This window comes from Streptomyces sp. SolWspMP-5a-2 (genome assembly GCF_900091845.1).
GTDB classification, from domain to species: Bacteria; Actinomycetota; Actinomycetes; order Streptomycetales; family Streptomycetaceae; genus Streptomyces; species Streptomyces doudnae.
Map to the genome: position 1 here is coordinate 1 of NZ_FMCI01000388.1, position 22,658 is coordinate 22,658.

Annotated in this window: 18 protein-coding genes and 2 pseudogenes; 15 read left to right on the plus strand and 5 right to left on the minus strand. The window is 73.7% G+C overall.

Features of this window, described 5'->3' with window-relative positions:
* A pseudogene (locus GA0115242_RS38015) lies at positions 1 to 520 on the minus strand (hypothetical protein); the annotation flags it as partial.
* 221 nt (positions 521 to 741) lie between these two features.
* On the opposite strand from GA0115242_RS38015, the gene argH reads away from it, so the two are divergent.
* The 4 genes from argH (at position 742) to GA0115242_RS38035 (ending at position 5,414) form a co-directional block, all read left to right on the plus strand.
* Positions 742 to 2,169: an argininosuccinate lyase gene (argH, locus tag GA0115242_RS38020; RefSeq protein ID WP_093836219.1), complete on the plus strand. Its 1,428-nt coding sequence runs from the start codon at positions 742 to 744 to the stop codon at positions 2,167 to 2,169.
* Positions 2,170 to 2,233: 64 nt separating this feature from the next.
* On the plus strand, positions 2,234 to 3,205 hold the full coding sequence (locus tag GA0115242_RS38025; RefSeq protein ID WP_093836220.1) for an aldo/keto reductase: 972 nt from the start codon (positions 2,234 to 2,236) through the stop codon (positions 3,203 to 3,205).
* Positions 3,206 to 3,300: 95 nt separating this feature from the next.
* Positions 3,301 to 3,867, plus strand: a complete 567-nt coding sequence (locus GA0115242_RS38030) for a TetR/AcrR family transcriptional regulator (protein ID WP_176729997.1) — start codon at positions 3,301 to 3,303, stop codon at positions 3,865 to 3,867.
* Positions 3,864 to 5,414, plus strand: coding sequence for an MFS transporter (locus GA0115242_RS38035; RefSeq protein WP_093836222.1), 1,551 nt, complete (start codon positions 3,864 to 3,866; stop codon positions 5,412 to 5,414). The genes GA0115242_RS38030 and GA0115242_RS38035 overlap by 4 nt, the downstream gene beginning before the upstream one ends.
* Positions 5,415 to 5,525: 111 nt before the next feature.
* Here GA0115242_RS38035 and GA0115242_RS38040 read toward each other — a convergent pair whose 3' ends face one another.
* Positions 5,526 to 6,197: a lysophospholipid acyltransferase family protein gene (locus GA0115242_RS38040; RefSeq protein ID WP_093836223.1), complete on the minus strand. Its 672-nt coding sequence runs from the start codon at positions 6,195 to 6,197 to the stop codon at positions 5,526 to 5,528.
* A 416-nt stretch (positions 6,198 to 6,613) separates the two neighbouring features.
* Between GA0115242_RS38040 and GA0115242_RS38045 the strand changes: the two genes are divergently transcribed.
* Positions 6,614 to 7,780, plus strand: coding sequence for a glycerophosphodiester phosphodiesterase (locus GA0115242_RS38045; RefSeq protein WP_093836224.1), 1,167 nt, complete (start codon positions 6,614 to 6,616; stop codon positions 7,778 to 7,780).
* 238 nt (positions 7,781 to 8,018) lie between these two features.
* Complete coding sequence (locus GA0115242_RS38050; protein WP_093836225.1) at positions 8,019 to 8,516, plus strand: GNAT family N-acetyltransferase; 498 nt, start codon at positions 8,019 to 8,021, stop codon at positions 8,514 to 8,516.
* Positions 8,517 to 8,619: 103 nt separating this feature from the next.
* On the opposite strand, the gene GA0115242_RS38055 is transcribed toward GA0115242_RS38050, so the two are convergent.
* A complete protein-coding gene (locus GA0115242_RS38055; RefSeq protein ID WP_093836226.1) occupies positions 8,620 to 9,048 on the minus strand; it encodes a hypothetical protein in 429 nt (142 codons plus the stop codon).
* Between the two features lies 1 nt (position 9,049).
* Entirely contained in the window at positions 9,050 to 9,409 is a 360-nt protein-coding gene (locus GA0115242_RS38060) for a hypothetical protein (protein ID WP_093836227.1), read from the minus strand.
* Between the two features lie 69 nt (positions 9,410 to 9,478).
* On the opposite strand from GA0115242_RS38060, the gene GA0115242_RS38065 reads away from it, so the two are divergent.
* The 9 genes from GA0115242_RS38065 to GA0115242_RS38105 all read left to right on the plus strand — a co-directional run bounded on the left by GA0115242_RS38065 (position 9,479) and on the right by GA0115242_RS38105 (position 22,033).
* Positions 9,479 to 10,129, plus strand: a complete 651-nt coding sequence (locus tag GA0115242_RS38065; protein ID WP_093836228.1) for an HAD family hydrolase — start codon at positions 9,479 to 9,481, stop codon at positions 10,127 to 10,129.
* Between the two features lie 392 nt (positions 10,130 to 10,521).
* Positions 10,522 to 11,556, plus strand: a complete 1,035-nt coding sequence (locus tag GA0115242_RS38070) for a methionine ABC transporter ATP-binding protein (protein WP_161353495.1) — start codon at positions 10,522 to 10,524, stop codon at positions 11,554 to 11,556.
* A complete protein-coding gene (locus GA0115242_RS38075; protein ID WP_093836230.1) occupies positions 11,553 to 12,281 on the plus strand; it encodes a methionine ABC transporter permease in 729 nt (242 codons plus the stop codon). Before GA0115242_RS38070 ends, GA0115242_RS38075 begins: the two co-directional genes overlap by 4 nt.
* A gap of 80 nt (positions 12,282 to 12,361) precedes the next feature.
* Positions 12,362 to 13,192: a MetQ/NlpA family ABC transporter substrate-binding protein gene (locus tag GA0115242_RS38080; RefSeq protein ID WP_093836231.1), complete on the plus strand. Its 831-nt coding sequence runs from the start codon at positions 12,362 to 12,364 to the stop codon at positions 13,190 to 13,192.
* Positions 13,193 to 13,364: 172 nt separating this feature from the next.
* Positions 13,365 to 14,003 carry a GNAT family N-acetyltransferase gene (locus GA0115242_RS38085; protein WP_093836232.1) on the plus strand — a complete coding sequence of 213 codons (639 nt, stop codon included), beginning with the start codon at positions 13,365 to 13,367 and terminating at the stop codon, positions 14,001 to 14,003.
* Positions 14,004 to 14,106: 103 nt separating this feature from the next.
* On the plus strand, positions 14,107 to 15,315 hold the full coding sequence (gene cbiE / locus GA0115242_RS38090) for a precorrin-6y C5,15-methyltransferase (decarboxylating) subunit CbiE (RefSeq protein WP_093836233.1): 1,209 nt from the start codon (positions 14,107 to 14,109) through the stop codon (positions 15,313 to 15,315).
* A 397-nt stretch (positions 15,316 to 15,712) separates the two neighbouring features.
* Positions 15,713 to 19,432 (plus strand): nicotinate-nucleotide--dimethylbenzimidazole phosphoribosyltransferase, encoded by a 3,720-nt coding sequence (gene cobT / locus GA0115242_RS38095; RefSeq protein WP_093836234.1) that lies wholly within the window; start codon positions 15,713 to 15,715, stop codon positions 19,430 to 19,432.
* Between the two features lie 444 nt (positions 19,433 to 19,876).
* Entirely contained in the window at positions 19,877 to 21,151 is a 1,275-nt protein-coding gene (cobA, locus tag GA0115242_RS38100) for a uroporphyrinogen-III C-methyltransferase (RefSeq protein WP_093836235.1), read from the plus strand.
* A 63-nt stretch (positions 21,152 to 21,214) separates the two neighbouring features.
* Entirely contained in the window at positions 21,215 to 22,033 is an 819-nt protein-coding gene (locus GA0115242_RS38105; protein ID WP_093836236.1) for a TrmH family RNA methyltransferase, read from the plus strand.
* 333 nt (positions 22,034 to 22,366) lie between these two features.
* Here the strand turns inward: GA0115242_RS38105 and GA0115242_RS38110 are convergent.
* Positions 22,367 to 22,658, minus strand: a pseudogene (locus GA0115242_RS38110) (hypothetical protein); the annotation flags it as partial.

Genomic DNA, 22,658 nt, shown 5'->3' on the forward strand with positions numbered 1-22,658 from the left:
CCGGGGCCTCCTGGCTCGGGGCGGCCGTGGCGCCGCCGTCGCCCGCGCCCGTGTCCGCGCCGGTCCCGGCCGCGCCGAGGGCGCAGGGCGCGAGCGCGTCGAGGCCGGTGGGCTTGGCGGCGGTGCGGCCGATGGCGGTCGCCATCCGGTTGATGGTGGCCACCCGCTTGTCCTTCAGCGGGCCGAGGATCGCGTTGTCGACGAAGTTGGGTCCGCCCTGGCCGACGGTGTCGACGAGGCGCTTGTTCGCCTCGTCGATCTGGGTCTGGAGGAGGGCGAGGTTGCGGTCGATCTCGGCCTGCGCCGAGGCGGGGACCGCGGGCAGTCGCGAGGCGACGTCCGGGCAGCTGATGGTGCCGGGGGAGGCGGCCAGGGTGCGGGCCCCGGCGGTGCTGTCGTGCCGGGAGCTCTCCCCGGCGAGTGCGCTGCCGGCGATCACCGCTCCGGACAGGACGACCGCGGCGGCACCGCCGATGACGGCGACGCGGCGCTTGTTGTACTTCGGAAGGGCCCTGGACATGGGGATGCCTCGCTTGGGTCGGGAGGGGATGTGCGGACAACGCGGCGCCGTTCGCGGGTGAGTACGGGAAAGCGGTTTCGTTTGTTCAAGCCCCCTGCGGAACGCGCGAGAATTTCCGCGCGCCCGCCGCCCGCCGGGTCAAATTGACGAATCATGCAAAGCTCTGCATACTCATGCAGAGCAGTCGGGTCAGTGTCCGGTCGGTGTGAGGAGCAACGCGAGTGAGCAGCAACAGCGGTGACGTTCGGCTCTGGGGCGGCCGTTTCGCCGACGGTCCCGCGGAGGCCCTGGCCAAGCTGTCCGCGTCCGTCCACTTCGACTGGCGCCTCGCCCCCTACGACATCGCCGGTTCCCGCGCCCACGCGCGCGTGCTGCACACCGCGGGGCTGCTCACCGAGGACGAGCTGACCCGCATGATCGCCGGGCTCGACCTGCTGGAGACGGACGTCGCCGACGGCTCCTTCACCGGCACCGTCGCCGACGAGGACGTCCACACCGCCCTGGAGCGCGGCCTGCTGGAGCGGCTCGGCCCCGACCTGGGCGGCAAGCTGCGCGCCGGCCGGTCCCGCAACGACCAGGTCGCCACCCTCTTCCGGATGTACCTGCGCGACCACGCCCGGATCATCGGCGGCCTGATCGCCGACCTCCAGGACGCGCTGGTCGGTCTCGCCGAGGCCCATCCGGACGTGGCCATGCCCGGCCGCACCCACCTCCAGCACGCCCAGCCGGTCCTCTTCGCCCACCACGTCCTGGCGCATGTGCAGGCGCTCTCCCGGGACGCCGAGCGGCTGCGCCAGTGGGACGAGCGGACCGCCGTCTCGCCCTACGGCTCCGGCGCCCTCGCGGGTTCCTCGCTGGGCCTCGACCCGGAGGCGGTCGCCCGGGACCTCGGCTTCGAGCACGGCAGCGTCGGCAACTCCATCGACGGGACCGCCTCCCGGGACTTCGTCGCCGAGTTCGCCTTCGTCACCGCGATGATCGGGGTGAACCTCTCCCGGATCGCCGAGGAGGTCATCATCTGGAACACGAAGGAGTTCTCCTTCGTCACCCTGCACGACGCCTTCTCCACCGGCTCCTCGATCATGCCGCAGAAGAAGAACCCCGACATCGCCGAGCTGGCCCGGGGCAAGTCGGGGCGCCTGATCGGCAACCTCACCGGCCTCATGGCCACCCTCAAGGCCCTGCCGCTCGCCTACAACCGCGACCTCCAGGAGGACAAGGAGCCGGTCTTCGACTCCTGCGACCAGCTCGAGGTCCTGCTGCCCGCCTTCACCGGCATGATGGCCACCCTCACCGTCCACCGCGCGCGGATGGAGGAACTGGCCCCGGCCGGTTTCTCGCTCGCCACCGACATCGCGGAGTGGCTGGTCAAGCAGGGCGTGCCGTTCCGGGTCGCGCACGAGGTGGCCGGTGAGTGCGTCAAGGCCGCCGAGTCCGAGGGCAAGGAGCTGGACGAGCTGACCGACGAGCAGTTCGCGAAGATCAGCGCCCACCTCACCCCCGAGGTCCGCGCCGTCCTCAACGTCCCCGGCGCGCTCGCCTCCCGCGACGGCCGCGGCGGCACCGCCCCGAGCGCCGTCGCCGTGCAGTTGGCCGAGGTCAAGGCCGATCTGGCGGGCCAGCACCGGTGGGCCGAAGCCAAGAAGTGAGGGAGCGGGCATCGCGGGTAGGTTGGTCGGGCAGCCGCAAGGAGCCGACCGACGGGAGCCCGTGATGCCCTTCGCCCGACTGGCGTCAGCCACCACCCCCACCTGCCACATCGGACTGGGTCTCGCCGCCGTCGGCCGTCCCGGCTACATCAATCTGGGCCGGGAGCGGGACCTTCCGGCCGACCGCAGCGTCGCCGCGCTGCGCGAGCGCACCCACGAACTCCTCGACGCCGCCTACGCCCAGGGCGTGCGCTACTTCGACGCCGCCCGCTCCTACGGCCGCTCCGAGGAGTTCCTCGCCGACTGGCTGACCGACCGGCCCGCGGTGGACGACGTCGTCGTCGGCAGCAAGTGGGGCTACACGTACACCGCGAACTGGTCGACGGACGCCGAGCGGCACGAGGTCAAGGACCACACGGCGGAGACCTACGAGCGCCAGCGCGCCGAGACCGAGGCGCTGCTCGGTGCCCGGCTCGACCTCTACCAGATCCACTCGGTGACCCCGGACAGCCCGGCCCTCACCGACAAGGAACTGCACGCCCGGCTGGCCGACGCCGCCGCCCGCGGGGTCACCGTCGGGTTCTCCACCAGCGGCCCCGACCAGGCCGAGGCGGTCCGCGCGGCCCTCGCCGTGACGGTCGACGGCGAGCCCCTCTTCCGGACCGTCCAGTCGACGTACAACGCGCTGGAGACCTCGGCCGGGCCCGCGCTCGCCGAGGCCCACGAGGCCGGTCTGACGGTCATCGTCAAGGAGGGCGTCGCCAACGGCAGGCTCGCCGGGGAGCAGGCGCCCGAGGCGCTGAAGGCGGTCGCCGAGGAGACCTCGTACGGCTCCGACGCGGTGGCCCTCGCGCTGATCCTCCAGCAGCCGTGGGCGGGCGTGGTCCTCTCCGGCGCCGCCACCAGCCCGCAGCTCGTCTCCAACCTGCACGCGGCCGCCGTCGACCTCGACGAGGACCACCTCGCGCGCCTCGCGGCCCTGGTCGAGGACCCGCACGTCTACTGGGAGCGGCGCGCGGCCCTGCCCTGGCACTGACCCGCGGGTCCCTCGGGACCACACCCCCTCCGCAGCCATGAGGCGTGCGTGCCCACGGTGAGACATTCATGTCTCACATGGGTTACTCTCGTCTCATGGCTGTCGACCGTGACCACGTACTGCGCACCGCCGCCGCCCTGCTGACCCGGAAATCCACCGCCACGATGGACGAGGTCGCCAAGGCCGCGGGGATCAGCCGCGCCACCCTGCACCGCCACTTCGCGGGCCGGGACGCCCTGGTCAGAGCGCTGGAATCGCTCGGCATCGCCGAGTGCGAGGCGGCCCTCGACGCGGCCCGCCTGGACGAGGGACCGGCCGCCGACGCCCTGCGCCGCCTGGTCCGCGAGACCGAACCGGCCGCCGGGCTCATCGCCTTCCTCTACACCGAGAACCAGCTCTTCGAGGGCGACGAACGCAACGACGGCTGGGCCCGCGTCGACGACCGGATCGCCGCCCTGTTCCGGCGCGGCCAGGAATCCGGCGCCTTCCGCATCGACCTCACCCCCGCCTGGCTCACCGAGGCCCTCTACGGCCTGCTGACGGCCTGCGCCTGGGCGGTGACCGAGGGCCGGGTGGCCCCCAAGGACTTCACGCACATGACCGTCGAGCTGCTGCTCGGCGGCGCACTGAGGCAGGACGCCTCACCGAGAGAGGAATCATGACCAGCACCCTGCGGCCGGCGGAGACGACCGGGACGGCACCGCGCCCCGGCCGGTGGCTCGCGCTGTCCGTCCTCGTCCTCGCCGTGCTGCTGGTGGCCGTCGACGCGACCGTCCTCGGCCTCGCCACCCCGTACATCAGCGAGGACCTGAAGCCCTCGGGCACCCAGCTCCTGTGGATCGGCGACGTCTACTCGTTCGTCATCGCCGGACTCCTGGTCTCCATGGGCAGCCTCGGCGACCGCATCGGACGCAAGCGCATCCTGCTGATCGGCGCCACCGCCTTCGGCGCGCTCTCCGTCCTCAACGCCTACGCGACGACGCCCGGGACGATGATCCTGGCGCGCGCCCTGCTCGGCGTCGCGGGCGCGACCCTGATGCCGGCCACCCTCGCCCTGATCCGCAACCTCTTCCACGACCCGCGCGAGCGCAGCTTCGCCATCGGCGTCTGGGGCGCCACCGCGTCGGCGGGCACCGCCGTCGGCCCGATCGTCGGCGGGTTCCTGCTCGAACACTTCTGGTGGGGCTCGGTCTTCCTGATCAACCTGCCGGTGATGGCGGTCCTGGTCGTGGTCGGCGTCAAGCTGCTGCCGGAGTCGAGGAACGCCCACCCCGGCCCCTGGGACATGGCGAGCGTCGCCCTCTCCCTGGTCGGCATGATCGGCGTCGTCTACGCGGTCAAGGAGGCGGCCGCCCACGGCTTCGCCTGGACGACGCTCGCCGTCGGCCTGCTCGGCGCCGCCGCCCTGTACGGGTTCGTGCGCCGCCAACTCACCCTGCCGACACCGCTGCTGGACATGCGGCTGTTCCGCAACCGCGGCTTCAGCGGCGCCGTCCTCGCCGACCTGCTCACCATCTTCGGCCTCGCCGGGCTGGTGTTCTTCCTCTCCCAGTACCTGCAACTCGTCCAGGGCAGGCGCCCGTTGGAGGCGGGCCTGGCCGAACTGCCCGCCGCCGTCGGCGCGGTGGTGGCCGGACTGGTCGCGGGACGCGCCGCCCGCCGCTTCTCGGTCCGCTGGGTGGTCGCCGGCGGCCTCGCCGCGATCGGCCTCGCCCTGGCCGCCCTGACCACCCTCGAACGCTCCACCGGCTACCCGCTGCTGGGCGCCGCGCTGCTGGTCGTCGGCGTGGGCGCGGGCTTCTCCTTCACGGTGACGGCCGACGTGATCCTCTCCGCCGTCCCCACCGAGGAGGCCGGTTCGGCGTCGGCGGTCTCGGAGACCGCGTACGAACTCGGCGCCGCCCTCGGCATCGCCGTCCTCGGCTCGATCGTCACCGGCGTCTACCGCGGCTTCGCGTCCCCCGTAGGCACGCCGGAGGGAGCGCACGAGTCGCTGGGCGGTGCCGTGGAGGCCGCGGCGGGGATGCCGCCGCAGGCGGCCGAGGCGCTGCTGACGTCGGCCCGCCAGTCCTTCGTGGACGGCCTGGGCCTTGCGGCCGGGGCGGGCGCGGTGGTGCTGCTGCTGACGGCGGTCGCGGCCTGGTTCATGCTGCGCGACGAACGCCTCGACGGCGGCGACGGCGACGGTGGTGTCCCGTCGGCGGAGTGACGGGTGGCGGCGGCCCGTCGGGGGAGTGACGGACGGCGGCCGGGGAGCCGGAGAAGACGGGTGCGGGCCGCGCGCGGTCGGTCGCGCACGGCCCGCACCCGCTCGGAGAGCTTAGGCGGCCTTCGCCTTGGTGGCGTACATGTCCACGTATTCCTGGCCGGAGAGTCGCATGACCTCGGTCATCACCGAGTCGGTCACGGCCCGCAGCACGTACCGGTCCCGGTCCATGCCCTCGTACCGGGAGAACTCCATCGCCTCGCCGAAGCGCACCGTCACCCGGCCGGGCCGGGGCAGGCCCGAGCCGCCGGGCTGGAGCTTGTCGGTGCCGATCATGGCGAACGGGACCACCGGCGCGCCGGTCATCAGCGTCAGCCGCGCGATGCCGGTCCGCCCCCGGTACAGCCGCCCGTCGGGCGAGCGGGTGCCCTCGGGGTAGATGCCGAACATCCGGCCCTCCTCCAGGATGCGGCGGCCGGTCATCAGCGCGGCCACCCCGCCGTTGGCACCGTCCCGGTCCACCGGGACCATGCCGACGCCGGTGAAGAACCAGGCCATCAGGCGGCCCTTGAAGCCCTTGCCGGTGACGTACTCGTCCTTGCCGATGAAGACGACCTGCCGGTCGCAGACCAGCGGCAGGATCATCGAGTCGATGAACGTGAGGTGGTTCCCGGCGAGGATGACGGGACCGTCACCCGGGATGCGCTCCGCGCCCTCCACCCGTGGGCGGAACATCAGGCGCATGATCGGTCCGAGCACTGCCTTGATGAGCACGAAGCGGGACAACGGGCCCTCCGGTGTCGAGGAAAGTCAACGAAAGTCAAGGAAAGCAGTATGAGTCTGTGCAGGTGAGGACGATACTCGCGGTTCCGGGGGTCGCGCACATCGGGTTCACCGAGGTCTTACGTGAAGTTGACGCGGGTTTACCTGCGACAAGGCCGTGCGGCGGGGCCGTCGTCGGCCTCCGCGCGTGTGACGGAGGTCGCGCTGCGGCGAAAGGGTGAACAGGTGTGCCCACACCGCCGTTTCCCCCGCACGGCTCACGGCTCACGCGCTGTCCCTGCCGTCCCCGCCGTCCGGCCGGTACCGCGTCCAGCCGACATCCCGAACCACCCGCGCGTTCCCGCCGGGGTCTCCCTGGTGTCATGTGCGCGCCCCTACGATCGGCCCGCAGCGGCGAAGACGACGGCAGGAGGCGCGGGATGGCGACGCAGGGGTCGGACGAGCGGACGGGCGGGACCACCGGGCGGCGGACGCTGCTGGGCGCCGCGGTGCTGGGCGCGGGCGGCGCGGTCCTCGGGCTCGGCACCGGCACGGTGGCGGCCGGGACGCGGCCGGGCGGCGGCCTCCGGAGCCTGCCGAGACCGACCATCGTCGGCCACCGCGGCGCCAGCGGCTACCGCCCCGAGCACACCTTCGGCTCCTACCAGCTCGCCCTCGACATGGGCGCCGACATCGTCGAGGCGGGCGACCTGGTGCCCACCAGGGACGGCCATCTGGTGTGCCGTCACGAACCGGAGATCGGCGGCACCACGGACGTCGCCGACCACCCCGAGTTCGCCTCCCGCCGGACCACCAAGTCGCTGGACGGCGTCCCCACCACCGGGTGGTTCACCGAGGACTTCACGCTCGCCGAGCTGAAGACGCTGCGCGCCACCGAGCGCATCCCGGCCAACCGCCCGCACAACAGGCTCTACGACGGCCGCTGGGAGATCCCCACCTTCGAAGAGGTCCTGAAGTGGCAGGACGAGCAGACCCGCAGGCGCGGCAAGCAGGTGTGGATCTACCCCGAGACCAAGCACCCCACCTACTTCCGCAAGCTCGGCCTCGGCCTGGAGGAGCGGGTCGCCAAGCTGCTCCACAAGCACGGCAAGGACAGGCGGGACTCGCCGGTCGTCCTCCAGTCGTTCGAGCCCACCGGCGTCCAGCGCCTCAACACCCTGGTCGACAACCCGCTGGTGGTGCTGCTCTCCGGCGCCGGCACCCGGCCCTGGGACTTCGTGGAGACGGGCGACCCGCGCACCGTCGACGACCTCGTCACCCCCAAGGGCCTGCGGGAGATCGCCGGTTACGCGCAGGGCATCGGCCCCACCCTCGACCTGGTGATCCCGAGGAAGGCCGACGGCACCCTCGCCACCCCGACCAGCCTGGTCAGGGACGCCCACAAGGTCGGCCTGATCCTGCACCCCTACACGATGCGCAACGAGAACCCGTTCCTGCCGGCCGAGTTCCGCAGGGGCACCGACGCGGACGGCTACGGCGACCCGTTCGGCGCCTTCCGCGCCTACTTCGCCACCGGCATCGACGGCGTCTTCACCGACAACGCCGACACCGGCGTGCTGGCCCGCGCCGACTTCCTCGCCCGCTGACGCCCACGCCGCCCGCCGCGGTGACCACCGGCCGCCCGGTCGCCTCCCGGGCGGCCGGACGCGTTCCCGGACCGCCGCCGCGGGGACAGTCGGCCATCTCACACGGGCGCCATGACCCGGAACACGCCGGATGCCCGGGTTGTCCGTGACGAATACCGGCGCCGGAGGTTGCGGCGCGGCCGGTGCGGGGATAGGAGTGGGAACAACCGGCGATCAGGTGAGCGGGAGGCGTGCGCACATGGGCATGAGCGTGACCATCTCGGTGGCGACCGAGCAGGACGCGGAGCAGATCTTCAGGCTCCAGTACCTGTGCTTCCAGCGCGAGGCGGCGCTGTACGGCAACTACCGCATCGACCCGCTCGTGCAACCACTGGACGAGGTCCGCCGCGAGGTGAGCACCGACTGCGTCTTCGTGGCCCGGCTCGGCGACGAGGTCGTCGGCTCGGTCCGCGGCCACCTCGACGAGGACGGCCCCGCCTCCATCGGCAAGCTCTGCGTCCACCCGCGCCTCCAGGGCCACGGCATCGGCGCCCGGCTGCTCCGGGCGGCCGAGTCCGCCCTCGAACAGGAGCGCGGCGCGACCCGCTTCCGGCTGCACACCGGCCACCGCAGCGAGAACAACCTGCGCCTCTACCGCCGCGTCGGCTACGAGACGGTCGGCACCGCCGAGGGCGCCGACGGCGTACCGATGATCGTCCTGGAGAAGGCGGCGGACGCCTTCGCCACCACCGCCTGACGCGGCCACCACTGCCTGACGCAGCCGCAGCCGCAGTCGCGGACTCGGACGCACCGGCGCCGCGCGACCCGTGAGGGCCCGCGCGGCGCCGGTGCGTCCGGGCTCAGCCCTGTCCGGCGTCCGCCGCGGCCGACCTGCGCAGCCAGTGCAGCGCCGACAGCGGCAGCAGCACCGGGATGAACACGTACCCCATGCCGTAGTCCGACCAGACCGTCGAGTCCGGGAACGCCGAGGGGTCGAGCAGCGTCCAGGTGCCGACGACCAGCACCCCCGCCAGCTCGGCCGCGCAGCACACCAGCGCCGCCCTGCGGGCCCGCTCGCCACCGCGCACCAGCGAGTACGTGATGAACGCGTAGACGAGCCCGGCCAGCGCCGACAGCGCGTACGCCAGCGGCGCCCGGTCGAACTTGGTGGCGATCTCGTAGACCGAGCGCGACAGCGCGCCGACCACCATCACGCCGTAGAACCAGACCAGCAGCATGCCCGGTCCGCTGACGAGGCTCCTGGGCCTCTCCTGCGACACGGCGGTCATCTCAGCCTCCCCAGATGTCGTACAGCCGTACTTCCAGCACCGCGAGCACCACGCCGCCCGCCGCCGCCGTCACCGAACCCCACCGGCTGCGCTCGGCGAGCGACATGAAACCGGCCGCCGGGACGCACGCGGCAGCGCCCAGCAGGTACGCCACGAAGATCGCCGTGCCCTGCTCCGGCTCCTCGCCCCTGGCCAGCTGCACCACCCCGATCACCAGCTGGACCGCCGCGAGCAGCGAGACCACGGCCATCCCGATGAAGTGCCAGTCCTTCGTCGGCTGGTCGCGGTAGGCGGCCCAGCCGCACCAGGCGGCGAGCAGCAGCGCGGTGACGGCGGTCACCACGGTCAGGGCATCAAGCATGCCGCGACCCTATTACGGGCGGAAAGGCCCGCCGGTGTCGGCCCTGGCGCGCGCCGTAGGGTCGGGGGCATGACCCTCCGCGCACAAGCACTCCTGTTCGACAACGACGGCACCCTCGTCTCCTCCCTCGCCTCCGTGGACCGCTGCTGGACCCGCTGGGCCGGGGAGTACGGCGTCGGCGCGGAGGACTTCGCCCGCGTCGGACTGCACGGCAGGCCCGCCGCCGAGATAGCCGCCGACCTGCTGCCCGCCGACCTCGTCCCGGCCGCCGTCGCGCGGATCGAGGAGCTGGAGGTCGCGGACGTGCCCGGCGGGGGCGTGGAGCTGCTGCCCGGCACCCTGGAGTTCCTCGGCGCGCTGCCCGCCGACCGCTGGGCCGTCGTCACCTCCGCCACCCGGCGGCTGGCCGAGGCCCGGCTCGGCGCCGTCGGCATCCTGCCGAAGACGATGGTCACCGCCGACGAGGTCACCCGCGGCAAGCCCGACCCCGAGCCGTATCTGCTCGCGGCCCGCGCCCTGGGCGTCGCACCGGCCGACTGCGTCGTCTTCGAGGACGCGCCCGCCGGTCTCCTCGCGGGCCGCGCGGCCGGGATGACCACCGTGGCGTTGGCCACAACCCACACCGCGGCCGAGCTGGACGCCGACCTCGTGGTCGGCGACCTGTCGGCCTTGGCGGCGCTGGTCACCGACGGGGGAGTGGAGATCTCCGTCCGCTCCTGACCCCTGTCCGCCGCTGTCCGGCATGTGGACAGCGGCGGGCCGCCCGCACCACCGGTCTGGTTTACTGACCGCATGACCACGACGAGCAGCCGCACCCTTGCGACCGAGGCGACCCTGACGCCCGGTGCTCGTTGTACGGGTCGAATGCGCGCCTTCTAGAGGGCCCCCGCACCACCTGAGCTCGCGCCCCGAAGCGAGACGCCGTGGCGTGTCCGTGCGGCCCCGCACCGGACGCAAGCCGCCCGCGCGCACCCGTTCTCCCCGCACTCCTCGCCACCGCGAGAACCGTGCCGCGTCCCTGACCGAAAGCCCCCGCGCCCCGACCCGCGTCGAGCGCGGGAGACCGCATCGGGCACACCCACGCCCGCCCCTCGACAGTGACGGAAACCCCAGTGATCACCACAACGGGCCTGACCAAGGTCTACCGCTCGCGCGGACGAGACGTCACCGCCCTGGACGGCGTCGATCTCCACGTCCGCGAGGGCGAGGTGTTCGGCGTGATCGGCCAGTCCGGCGCCGGCAAGTCCTCGCTCATCCGCTGCGTCAACCTGCTCGAACGCCCCACGGCGGGCACCGTGACGGTCGACGGCCTCGACCTCACCGCCCTCGCCGGACGCGGTCCGCGCGCGGGCCGTGAGCTGCGCCGGGCCCGCAGCCGGATCGGCATGGTCTTCCAGCACTTCAACCTGCTCTCCTCGCGGACGGTGCAGGACAACGTCGAGCTGCCGCTGGAGATCCTCGGCCACTCCGGCGCCGACCGGTCCCGCAAGGCCCTGGAACTCCTCGACCTGGTCGGCCTCGCCGACAAGGCGAAGTCCTACCCGGCCCAGCTCTCCGGCGGGCAGAAGCAGCGCGTCGGCATCGCCCGCGCGCTGGCCGGGGACCCCAAGGTGCTGCTCTCCGACGAGGCGACCAGCGCCCTCGACCCGGAGACCACCCGCTCCATCCTGCGGCTGCTGCGCGACCTCAACCGCCAGCTCGGCCTGACCGTCCTGCTCATCACGCACGAGATGGACGTCGTCAAGTCGGTCTGCGACTCCGCCGCCCTGATGGAGAACGGGCGGATCGTCGAGTCCGGCACGGTCGGCGAGCTGCTCGCCACCCCGGGCTCGGAGCTGGCCGCCGCGCTCTTCCCGGTCGGCGGCGCGGCCAGCGGCGACGACCGCACCGTCCTCGACGTCACCTTCCAGGGCGAGGCCGCCACCCAGCCGGTCATCTCCCAGCTCTCCCGCACCTACAACATCGACATATCGATCCTGGGCGCGGCGATCGACACCGTCGGCGGCCTCCAGGTCGGCCGGATGCGCATCGAACTGCCCGGCCGGTACGAGGACAACGTGGTCCCGGTCGGCTTCCTGCGCGAGCAGGGCCTCCAGATCGACCTCGTCGGGCAGGAGCCCGCGCTGGTGAAGGAAGGTGCCAAGTGAGCTGGTCCGAGATGCAGCCCCTGCTCTCGCAGGCGTGTTGGGACACCCTCTACATGGTCGGCTGGTCCACCCTGATCGCCGTCGTCGGCGGTCTGCCGCTCGGTGTCCTGCTGGTCCTCACCGACCGGGGCGGCCTGCTCCAGAACACGGTCGCCAACAAGGTCATCGGGCAGATCGTGAACGTCGCCCGGTCGATGCCCTTCATCATCCTGATGGTGGCGCTGATGGGCTTCACCCGGTCCGTCACCGGCACCACCATCGGCCGCGAGGCCGCCATCGTGCCGCTCGCCATCGGCGCCATCCCGTTCTTCGCGCGGCTCGTCGAGACGGCGGTCCGCGAGGTGGACGGCGGGCTCGTCGAGGCCGTGCAGTCGATGGGCGGCAACACCTGGACGATCGTGCGCAAGGTCCTCGTCCCCGAGTCGCTGCCCTCGCTCATCTCCAGCACCACCACCACGATCGTCGCCCTCATCGGCTACTCCGCGATGGCCGGCACGGTCGGCGCGGGCGGCCTCGGCGACATCGCCATCCGCTACGGCTACCAGCGCTTCGAGACCGAGCTGATGTGGATCACCGTGGCGATCCTCGCCGTCGTCATCTCGCTCATCCAGTTCGCCGGCGACCTCGCCGCCCGCTCGCTGCACCGCCGCGGCGGACGCTCGGGACCCGGGCCCCGGCTCAGGTTCCTGCGCGCCGCGCCCGCGCCGGAGACCGAGACGGTCTGACCCGGCCGCTCCACCTCCCCCAAAAGACTCCCCGCACCACCGACCGCGGGGCGCTCCACCCTGATGGAAAGGCACTTTTCGTGCGTAACACCGCCAAGCTCACCACCGCCGTCCTCGCCGCCGGAGCCCTCACCTTCGGGCTCTCCGCCTGCGGCGGCTCCGACAAGGACGCCTCCTCCGACTACAGCGGACCGCTGGTCGTCGCCGCGAGCCCGACCCCGCACGCCGAGATCCTCGACTACGTCAAGGACCACCTGGCGAAGAAGGCCGGACTCGACCTGGAGGTCAAGGAGTTCACCGACTACATCACGCCGAACACCGCCACCCAGGACGGCTCGGTGGGCGCCAACTACTTCCAGAACCAGCCCTACCTGGACGACTTCAACAAGAAGCGCGGCACCACCATCGTGCCCGTCGTCACGGTCCACCTGGAGCCGCTCGGCCTCTACTCCCACAAGGTCAAGAGCGTGGACGCCCTCAAGAGCGGCGCGACCGTCGCCATCCCCAACGACACCGTCAACGAGGCCCGTTCGCTGAAGCTCCTCGCCGCCAAGGGACTCATCACCCTCAAGGACGGCGTCGGCTCCGAGGCGACCCCGCAGGACATCACCGCGAACCCCAAGAAGCTCACCTTCAAGGAGGTCGAGGCCGCCCAGACGGTGCGCTCCCTCGACGACGTGGACGCCGCGGTGGTCAACGGCAACTACGCCATCTCGTCCGGCATCAAGCCCGCGAAGGAAGCCCTCGTCCTGGAGTCCGCGAAGGACAGCCCCTACGGCAACTTCCTCGCGGTGAAGAAGGGCAACGAGAAGGACCCGCGGGTCGAGAAGCTCGCCAAGCTCCTCACCTCGCCCGAGGTCAAGAAGTTCATCGAGGACAAGTACCAGGGCTCGGTCATCGCCTCCTTCTGACCGGCCGCGCCGACCCGGCCAGGGTCCCGCGAGGCGCCCACCGGCCTTGCCCACGCACGGGGTTCGCTCCCTCACGAGGAGTGGACCCCGTCGTGCGGCGCGGTGGTTCCATGCTGCATGCTGGACAGTTCGCGGTCCCCGCAGGATTTTCCCGAAGGTTACGGAGCGGCGCATGACGAGCACCTTCCCCACCATCTCCATCAGCACGGAGCGGTTGGTGCTGCGTCCCCTCGACGAGGACGACGTCCCCGCGCTGACCGAGATGATGAACGACGAGCAGGTCGCCGCTTGGACCGACGTCCCGCAGCCCGTCACCGAGGACGCCGCCCGCTCCTGGGTCACCGACCGGGCGCCCGCGCAACGCGGTTCGGGCCGCGGCGTCGACCTCGCCGTCACCGAGTTCCTCACCCAGCGGCTCGTCGGCGTCGTCCAACTCGCCAGAACCGACTGGAAGATCAGGTCCACCGAACTCTCCTACATCGTGGCCCCCTGGGCGCGCGGCGAGGGCTACGCCTCCGAGGCCGCCCTCGCCACCGCCCAATGGCTGTTCGCCACGCAGAAGTTCGAGCGCGTCGAGCTGCGCACCCCCGCCGACAACACCGCCGCCCAGCAGGTCGCCCAGAAGATCGGCTGCATCAGCGAGGGCGTGCTGCGCAACGCCTGCATAGTCCACGTCAGGACCGAGGACGGCGGCTGGACCGACCTGCGCTCCGACTACATCCTCTGGAGCCTGCTGCCCGAGGACCTCGCGGGCGCGGGCGAGGAACTCGCCGGGAGCGGCGGCTTCCGCCCCTACTCGGGCTGGAACTGACCGGCCCGGCGCACCGCACGGCAGTTCCACCCGGTACCCTCACCAGACCCCCGCACGGGCCACCGGCCCCTGACGACCCGCGAAGACCTGGAGACTGACGACGATGGCCGACCGGGTCACGGTGATCGGCTGGGACGGCTCCCCCCTGAACGCGGCGGCACGCTCCGCCCTCGGCGCCGCCACCCTGGTCGCGGGCGCCGCCCACCACCTCGAACTCCCCGAAGTGCCCCGGACCGCCGAGCGCATCCGCCTCGGCAGCGTCGCCCTGGCCGCCCGCCGCATCGCCTCCCACCGGGGCACGGCCGTCGTCCTCGCCGACGGCGACCCCGGCTTCTTCGGCACCGTGCGCACCCTGCGCGGCCCCGAGCACGGCCTGGAGGTGGAGGTCGTCCCGGCCGTCTCCTCCGTCGCCGCCGCCTTCGCGCGGGCCGGCATGGCCTGGGAGGACGCCCAGGTCGTCGTCGCCCACCCGCGCACCCTGCGCCGCGCGGTCAACGTCTGCCGCGCCCACGCCAAGGTCGCCGTCCTCACCTCGCCCGGCGCGGGCCCCGCCGAACTCGGTCTGCTCCTCGAAGGCGTCCACCGCACCTTCGTCATCTGCGAGGAGCTGGGCACCGAACGCGAACAGGTCAGCGTCGTCACCTCCGACAAGGCCGCCGACCGCGGCTGGCGCGACCCCAACGTGGTCATCGCCATCGGGCCGGTCCCCGCCGCCGCCGACAACGGCTGGCTCGCCGGACGCGACCCGGGCACCGGCCCGCGCGGCTGGACCCTGCCCGCCGAGAGCTACGACGGACCCCTCGGCGAGGGCGAGACGGACCTGCTGCGCGCCGCCCAGCTCGCCCGGCTCGGCCCCCGCACCGGCGACCTGGTCTGGGACATCGGCTGCGCCAGCGGCGCCTTCGCCGTCGAGGCCGCCCGCGCGGGCGCCGCCGTCATCGCCGTCGACCGGGTCCTGGACGCCTGTGCCCGCGCCGACGCCGCCGCCCGCAGGCACGGGGTCCAGCTCCAGATCGTCCAGGGCCTCGCCCCGCACGTCCTGGAGAACCTCCCGGAACCCGACGTGGTGCGCGTCGGCGGCGGGGGAGCGGCGGTGGTCTCCGCCGTCGCGGACCGCCGCCCGCAGCGGATCGTCACCCACGCCGCGACCCGGGACGCCGCCGAACTCGTCGGCCGCGACCTCACCGAGCACGGGTACCGGGTGGAGTGCGCCCTCCTCCAGTCCGTCGAACTCGACACCAGGGCCTGGACGGAGACGGAACGGAGCGTCGCGTTCCTGCTCAGCGGCGTGCTCCCCGAGCGCGAGCGCTGACCGGGGCCGTCCCCCGCCCTGTCCCGCTGATCCTGTTTTACGCCCTACCGGTGATCCTGTTGTCGTACCGCGCGCGGTAGGCTGGCCGATCGTTGTACCGCTCTCGGCTGCCCGGCGCTTCGTCGGCCAATGTCCCAGAAGGACGCCCGTTTTGGGGTGAGTGCGGTACGGCGGAACCGGAGGACGCGCAACGTGGCGCAGTCCACAGCGGGCCGTCGCCGATCAAGCTGACGCGGCGGGGAACGACCGGGACAATGCCAGTTAATGGCTTTGTCGTCTTTCCCGGCGGATCGTTCGTGCCGCTGGGCAGGCATGCTCGTTCTTCACTGGGGGCGGTCGGTGCGCCGTCCCCGGTGAGCTGGTCGCAGAAGCACTAACCGATGGGCGAGGGGTACGCATGACCGACACCGGCCAGGTCCCGGGCGAGGGACTGCCGGAGACCGCAGGCACGGCGGAGCAGCCGGGCGTCCCCGCCCACGCCGCGTACGCCTACCTCTCCGAGACCAACGCCCAGGACGAAGACCAGCTGCTGCTGCCCGGCGCCCAGAGCCCGTGGGGCAACGAGGTCGCGCCGCCCGCGCCCGAACCGGTCGTCGAGGCCGTCCACCAGCCGGGCCCGCACGAGACGGACGGCCGCGACAGCGGTTCCGTCGACCTCGGCGGCGTCCGCCTGCCCGAGCCGCCGCCCGTCACCTCCCCGACCCTGGCCGCAGCCCCGACCCGCCGCCCCCTGCACCTCGGCCCGCCGACCCCGGACGCCTCCGCGAGCCCGGTCCGCTCCCTCGCCGACCGCGGCCCCGCCGGGGCACCGGTCCGCCAGCCCGTCGTCGCGCCGCCGCCCGGCCCCGAGTACCTCGAGTCGTCCCCGCTGCGCGACGTCCCCCCGCAGAGCGGCGCCCCCTGGGGAGCCCCGGCGCCGGTCCCGGCCACGATCCGCACCCAGGTGGCGATGGAGACCTGGCCGGCCGGAACGGTGGGCCAGGTCGGACAGCCGGTCCCGCAGCCGGTGGAGCCCCCGGCGCCGGAACCGGCCCCCGCCCCGGCGGAACCGGTCGCCGAGCAGCCGACGGCACAGCCGGTGGCCGAGCAGGCACCCGAGCAGACCCCCGACGAGGCGCCCGAGCAGACCCCGCAGCAGGCGGCGGAGCCGATCGCCGAGCCCGCCGCCGAGCCGGTGGCCGAACCGATCGCCGAGCCCGTGGCGGAGCCGGTCGCCGAAGCGCCTGCCGAGACGCCCGCCGAGCAGACGCCCGTCGAGGAGACGGTTCCGCAGGCGGCCGAGCCGGTCGCGGACCCCGTGGCCGAAGCGGTCGCCGAGCCGGTGGCCGAGCCCGTCGTGGAACCGGTCGCCGAGCCCGTCGCGGAACTGACGGAACCTTTCGCGGAGCCCGCGGCGGAGCCGCTCGCGGAGCCCGTCAGCGAGCCGGTCGCGGAGCCCGTGGCCGAGCTGGTCGCGGAAGAGGTCGCCGAGCCCGCCGTCCAGCCGGTCGCCGAGCCCGTCGTGCAGCTCGTCCCCGAGCCCGTCCCCGATCCCGCCGACCAGGCCGTCGCCGGGCACGCCGGGCCGGACGAGGTCGTCGCACACGTGGTGGAGCCGTTCTCCGAGGCGGTGGCGCCGCTGGCCGAGCCCGTCACGGAACCGATGGCGGCCCTGATCGCCGAGCAGCCCTCCGTCCCGCTCTCCCAGCAGTTCGCGGAGCCGGTCGCCGTGCCCGTCGGCGCGTCGGTCGTCGGCGCGCTCGCCGAAGCGCCGGTCGTCGGGCTGCCCGTCGCGGCCCCCGTGGACGTGCCGGTCGGGGTGGCGCAGGCCGCGCCCGCGGGCCCCGCCCCGGAGGCGCCCCAGCCGCCCGTCGCCCTCCCCGCCGAGCCCGCCGGGTACCCGGTCGGGACGCCCGGCGTGCCCCGGCAGGTCCACCCCGGTGACCTCGCCGCGCACGACGGACAGGGCCACCCCCTCCAGCAGCCGGACGCCGAACCGATCGCCGAGCCCGGGGGGCACGCGCCGGTGCAGGACGCCGACGACGAGGACATCGTCGTCGCCCCCGCCGTCGCCGTGGCCGGACCCGTCGCGGACCTGCCGCCCGCCCCGCAGGACGGCCAGGAACCGGCCGCCGGGCCGACCGCGGAGGCGCAGCCGCCCGCGGAGCAGGTCCCGGCGCCCCCCGCCGACCAGGCGGACACCGCGGCCGGGCCGCAGCCGGAGTCCGAGGCGCTCGCACCCGCCGTCCTCCACCCCGAACAGGGCGGTCCGGTCGGCGAGTTCACGGTGACCGAGGGGGAGCAGGCGCTCCTGGTCCCCGGCTCCCCGGAGTCGGAACAGACCGTCCCGCAGCCCGCCGAGGAGCAGGAGGCCGCGGCCGCCGAGGTCCGGACGCAGCCCGCGGGCCCCGCCGCGCCCGGCTACGACGAGGCCGAACGCGCGGCCGTCCTCAAGGTCATGCGGGAGCGGCGCGACATCCGCAACGGCTTCCGCGACGACCCGATCCCCCACGACGTGCTGCTGCGCGTCCTGGAGGCCGCGCACACCGCGCCCTCCGTCGGCCACTCGCAGCCGTGGGACTTCGTGGTCATCCGCTCCGCCGACACCCGGCGCACCATGCACGAACTCGCCGAGCGCCAGCGCGACGCGTACGCGAAGACGCTGCCCAAGGGCCGGGCGAAGCAGTTCAAGGAACTGAAGATCGAGGCCATCCTCGACACCCCCGTGAACATCGTGGTCACCGCCGACCCCACCCGGGGCGGGCGGCACACCCTCGGGCGGCACACCCAGCCGCAGATGGCGCCGTACTCCGCGGCGCTCGCCGTCGAGAACCTGTGGCTCGCCGCCCGCGCCGAGGGCCTCGGCGTCGGCTGGGTCAGCTTCTTCGACGAGCGCGAGATGGTCCGCGCCCTCGGCCTGCCCGAGCACCTGGAGGTCATCGCCTACCTGTGCGTCGGGTACGTCGACGAGTTCCCGGACGAGCCCGAGCTGATGCAGGCGGGCTGGTCGAAGCGGCGCCCGCTGTCGTGGGTCGTGCACGAGGAGACGTACGGACGGCGCGCGCTGCCCGGCGAGGACCCGCACGACCTGCTCGGCGAGACGGTCTCGCAGATCCGCCCGCTGGACGCCAAGGCGCTCGGCGAGGCGTGGGAGCGGCAGAAGCGGATGACGAAGCCGGCCGGGGCGCTCGGCATGCTGGAGATCATCTCCGCGCAGTTGTCCGGCCTGTCCCGGCAGTGCCCGCCGCCGATCCCGGAGCCCGCGGCCGTCGCGGTCTTCGCCGGTGACCACGGGGTGCACGCCCAGGGCGTCACGCCGTGGCCGCAGGAGGTCACCGCGCAGATGGTGGCCAACTTCCTCGGCGGCGGCGCGGTCTGCAACGCCTTCGCCACCCAGGTCGGCGCCGAGGTCTGCGTCGTCGACGTCGGCGTGGCCACCGACCTTCCGGCCACCCCGGGCCTGCTGCCCCGCAAGGTGCGCGCGGGCACGTCCGACATGACGACCGGGCCCGCGATGACCCGCGAGGAGGCCAAGAAGGCCATCGAGGTCGGCATCGAGACCGCCCGCGACCTGGTCGCGGCGGGCAACAAGGCCCTGCTCACCGGTGAGATGGGCATCGCCAACACCACCGCGTCGGCCGCGCTGATCTCCGTCTTCACCGGGGCCGACCCGGCCGAGGTGACGGGCCGGGGCACCGGCATCAACGACGAGACGCTGGCCCGCAAGACCGAGGTCGTGCGGCATGCGCTCGAACTCCACCAGCCGGACCCCGCCGACCCCATCGGCGTCCTGGCAGCGGTCGGCGGGTTCGAGCACGCGGCGATCGTCGGCCTGCTCCTGGGCGGTGCCTCGCTGCGCACGCCGGTGATCCTGGACGGCGTCAGCGCGGGGGCCGCCGCCCTGGTCGCCCGCGCGATCGCCCCCGAGGTCCTCGCGGCCTGCATCGCGGGCCACCGCAGCGCCGAACCCGGCCATGTCGCGGCCCTCAACAAGCTGGGCCTGCGCCCCCTGGTCGACCTGGACCTCCGCCTCGGCGAGGGCACCGGAGCCCTGCTGGCCCTGCCGCTGGTCCAGAGCACGGCACGGGCCATGCACGAGGTGGCGACCTTCGACTCGGCGGGCGTGACCGAGAAGTAGGACAGAGGGGGGTGGGACCGGCCCCGGGGCTGGCCCCACCCTTGTGGTCAGCCGGACAGACCCTCGACCGGTCCACCCCTTGCCGTCGGCCGGACGGGACCCGCGGGCGATCCACCCCCTGCGGGAGGCCGGATGGGCCCCACGACCGGTCCACCCCTTGCCGTCGGCCGGACGGGACCCGCGGGCAATCCGGTCGCGGCCGTTCCGCACCCCCGTCGGCCGGGATGGAACCCGCAGACACCCCGACCCGTGGCCCGGGACGGAACCCGCAGACACGCCGTCCCGCCCGGTCCCACCCTCTCCTCCCGCCCCCTCCCGGATCGGCGGGGCCCTCGCCGAGGCACCCCCGCCCAGGCCCCCCGCGCAGGCCACGTACGCTGAACGCGACCTAAAATGCGCATGTCAGCCCCCTTCCCCCCTGCCCGTACGAGGAGCCGCCCGCTCATGGCCGAACATCCCGCCTACCCGGTAGGTCTGCGTCTGTCCGGGCGCCGCGTGGTCGTCCTCGGCGGCGGCCAGGTCGCCCAGCGCCGCCTCCCGGCCCTGATCGCGGCGGGCGCGGACCTGGTGCTCGTCTCCCCGGAGGCGACCCCCTCGGTCGAGGCGATGGCGGACGCGGGAGAGATCACCTGGGAGCGGCGCGGATACGCCGACGGCGACCTCGCGGGCGCCTGGTACGCGCTGATCGCCACCAGCGACCCCGACGCCAACCGGGCCGCGTCCGCCGAGGCGGAACGGCACCGGGTGTGGTGCGTGCGCTCCGACGACGCCGACGCGGCGACCGCCTGGACCCCGGCCACCGGACACAGCGAGGGCGTCACCGTCGCCGTCCTCACCACGGACGCCCGCGGCCGCGACCCCCGGCACACCGCGGCCGTCCGGGACGCCGTCGTCGAGGGACTGCGCGACGGCACCCTGGTCGCCCCGCACCACCGCACCCGCACCCCCGGCGTCGCCCTGGTCGGCGGCGGGCCGGGCGACCCGGACCTCATCACCGTGCGCGGGCGCCGCCTGCTCGCCGAGGCCGACGTCGTCATCGCGGACCGGCTCGGCCCGCGCGACCTGCTCGCCGAACTCCCGCCGCACGTCGAGGTGATCGACGCGGCGAAGATCCCCTACGGCCGGTTCATGGCGCAGGAGGCGATCAACGACGCGCTGATCGAGCACGCCAGGAAGGGCAGGTCCGTGGTCCGCCTCAAGGGCGGCGACCCGTACGTCTTCGGGCGGGGCATGGAGGAGGTGCAGGCCCTCGCGGAGGCGGGCATCCCCTGCACCGTCGTCCCCGGCATCTCCAGCTCGATCTCGGTGCCCGGCGCGGCCGGCATCCCCGTCACCCACCGGGGTGTCGCCCACGAGTTCACGGTGGTGAGCGGCCATGTCGCCCCCGACGACGCCCGCTCCCTGGTCGACTGGCGGGCGCTGGCCGCGCTGACCGGCACCCTGGTGATCCTCATGGGCGTCGACAAGATCGGCCGCATCGCCGAGACCCTGATCGCGCACGGGCGGTCGCCCGACACCCCGGTGGCGCTGGTCCAGGAAGGCACGACGGCGGCTCAGCGCCGGGTCGACGCGACGCTGGCGACGGTCGCGGAGACCGTCACGGCCCAGGACGTGCGGCCACCGGCGGTCATCGTCGTCGGCGAGGTGGTGGCGGTGGGCGCCGGTGCCCCGCCCGACGCGGCCCGGCCCGCCCCGGCCGGATCGGACCCCCAGAAGTAACCCCGGGTAACCCACCCGTTCCCAACCGTTGGCACCGAACCCAGGACAAGGCAGTATCACCCTGTGGCCGATCTCATCACCGTCGAGGACCCCGACGACCCCCGTCTGCGCGACTACACGGGCCTGACCGACGTCGAGCTGCGCCGCAAGCGCGAGCCCGCCGAGGGCCTGTTCATCGCCGAGGGCGAGAAGGTCATCAGACGCGCCAAGGACGCGGGCTACGAGATGCGCTCCATGCTGCTGTCGGCCAAGTGGGTCGACGTCATGCGGGACGTCATCGACGAACTCCCCGCCCCCGTCTACGCGGTGCGCCCTGAGCTGGCCGAGCAGGTCACCGGCTACCACGTGCACCGCGGGGCGCTCGCCTCCATGCAGCGCAAGCCGCTGCCCACGGCGGCCGACCTGCTCCAGAGCGCCCGCCGGGTCGTCGTCATGGAGTCGGTCAACGACCACACCAACATCGGGGCGATCTTCCGCTCGGCCGCCGCCCTCGGCATGGACGCCGTCCTGCTCTCACCGGACTGCGCCGACCCCCTCTACCGGCGCAGCGTCAAGGTGTCGATGGGCGCGGTCTTCTCGGTGCCGTACGCCCGCCTGGAGAGCTGGCCCAAGAGCCTGGAGTCGGTCCGCGAGGCCGGTTTCACGCTCCTCGCGCTCACCCCGGACGAGAAGGCCCGCAGCCTCGACGAGGCCGCCCCGCACCGGATGGAACGCGTCGCCCTGATGCTCGGCGCGGAGGGCGACGGCCTCTCCACCCAGGCCCTGGTCGCGGCCGACGAATGGGTCCGCATCCCGATGTCGCACGGCGTCGACTCCCTCAACGTCGGCGCGGCGGCGGCCGTCGCCTTCTACGCCGTCGCCACCGGCCGCCCCGAGGCGTAACCCACCCGGGACGGAGGGAGACGCCCACCCGGGACGGACGGAGACGCCCGCCCGGGACGGACGGAGACGCCCGCCCGGTACCGACACCGACGCCCGCCCGGTACCGACACCGACGCCTGCGTGGGACCGACACCGACGCCCGCCCGGGACAACGGCCCACCGGCGGACGGGATCCGGGCCCGGCGGAGCGGGACCACGGGGACACGGGGTTCGGGCCCAGCGAGCGGTACTGCGCGGACGCCGTCCGGCCCCGGCGCAGCGGAAATGCGCGGACAGGACCCAGGCCCAGCGAGCGGGACGGCGGAACCGGCGTCCTGGCCCGGCGGAGCGGGGCTACTCGGGCGCGGTGACGGTGTCCGCGTCGTGCCGGAGCGACGGCGGAGCCCCGCCCGGCCGCAGGTCCGCCTGCTGGACGCGGACCGCCCCGGTGCCGTCGGACCCGTCGGGCCCGAGCCCCCGCGAGGGCCCCTGACAGCCCTGCGCGAGCGCGATGCCGAGCGCCACCAGCAGGGTGACGACGACGAACACGAACAGCCGCTGCCGCAGCAGCCGGGGATTGGCGGGCCGCAGGCCGGTCCCGGTGGTCCGCGGCCCGGTGCGCCCGGTGCCGCTGCGGGGCGCGGGC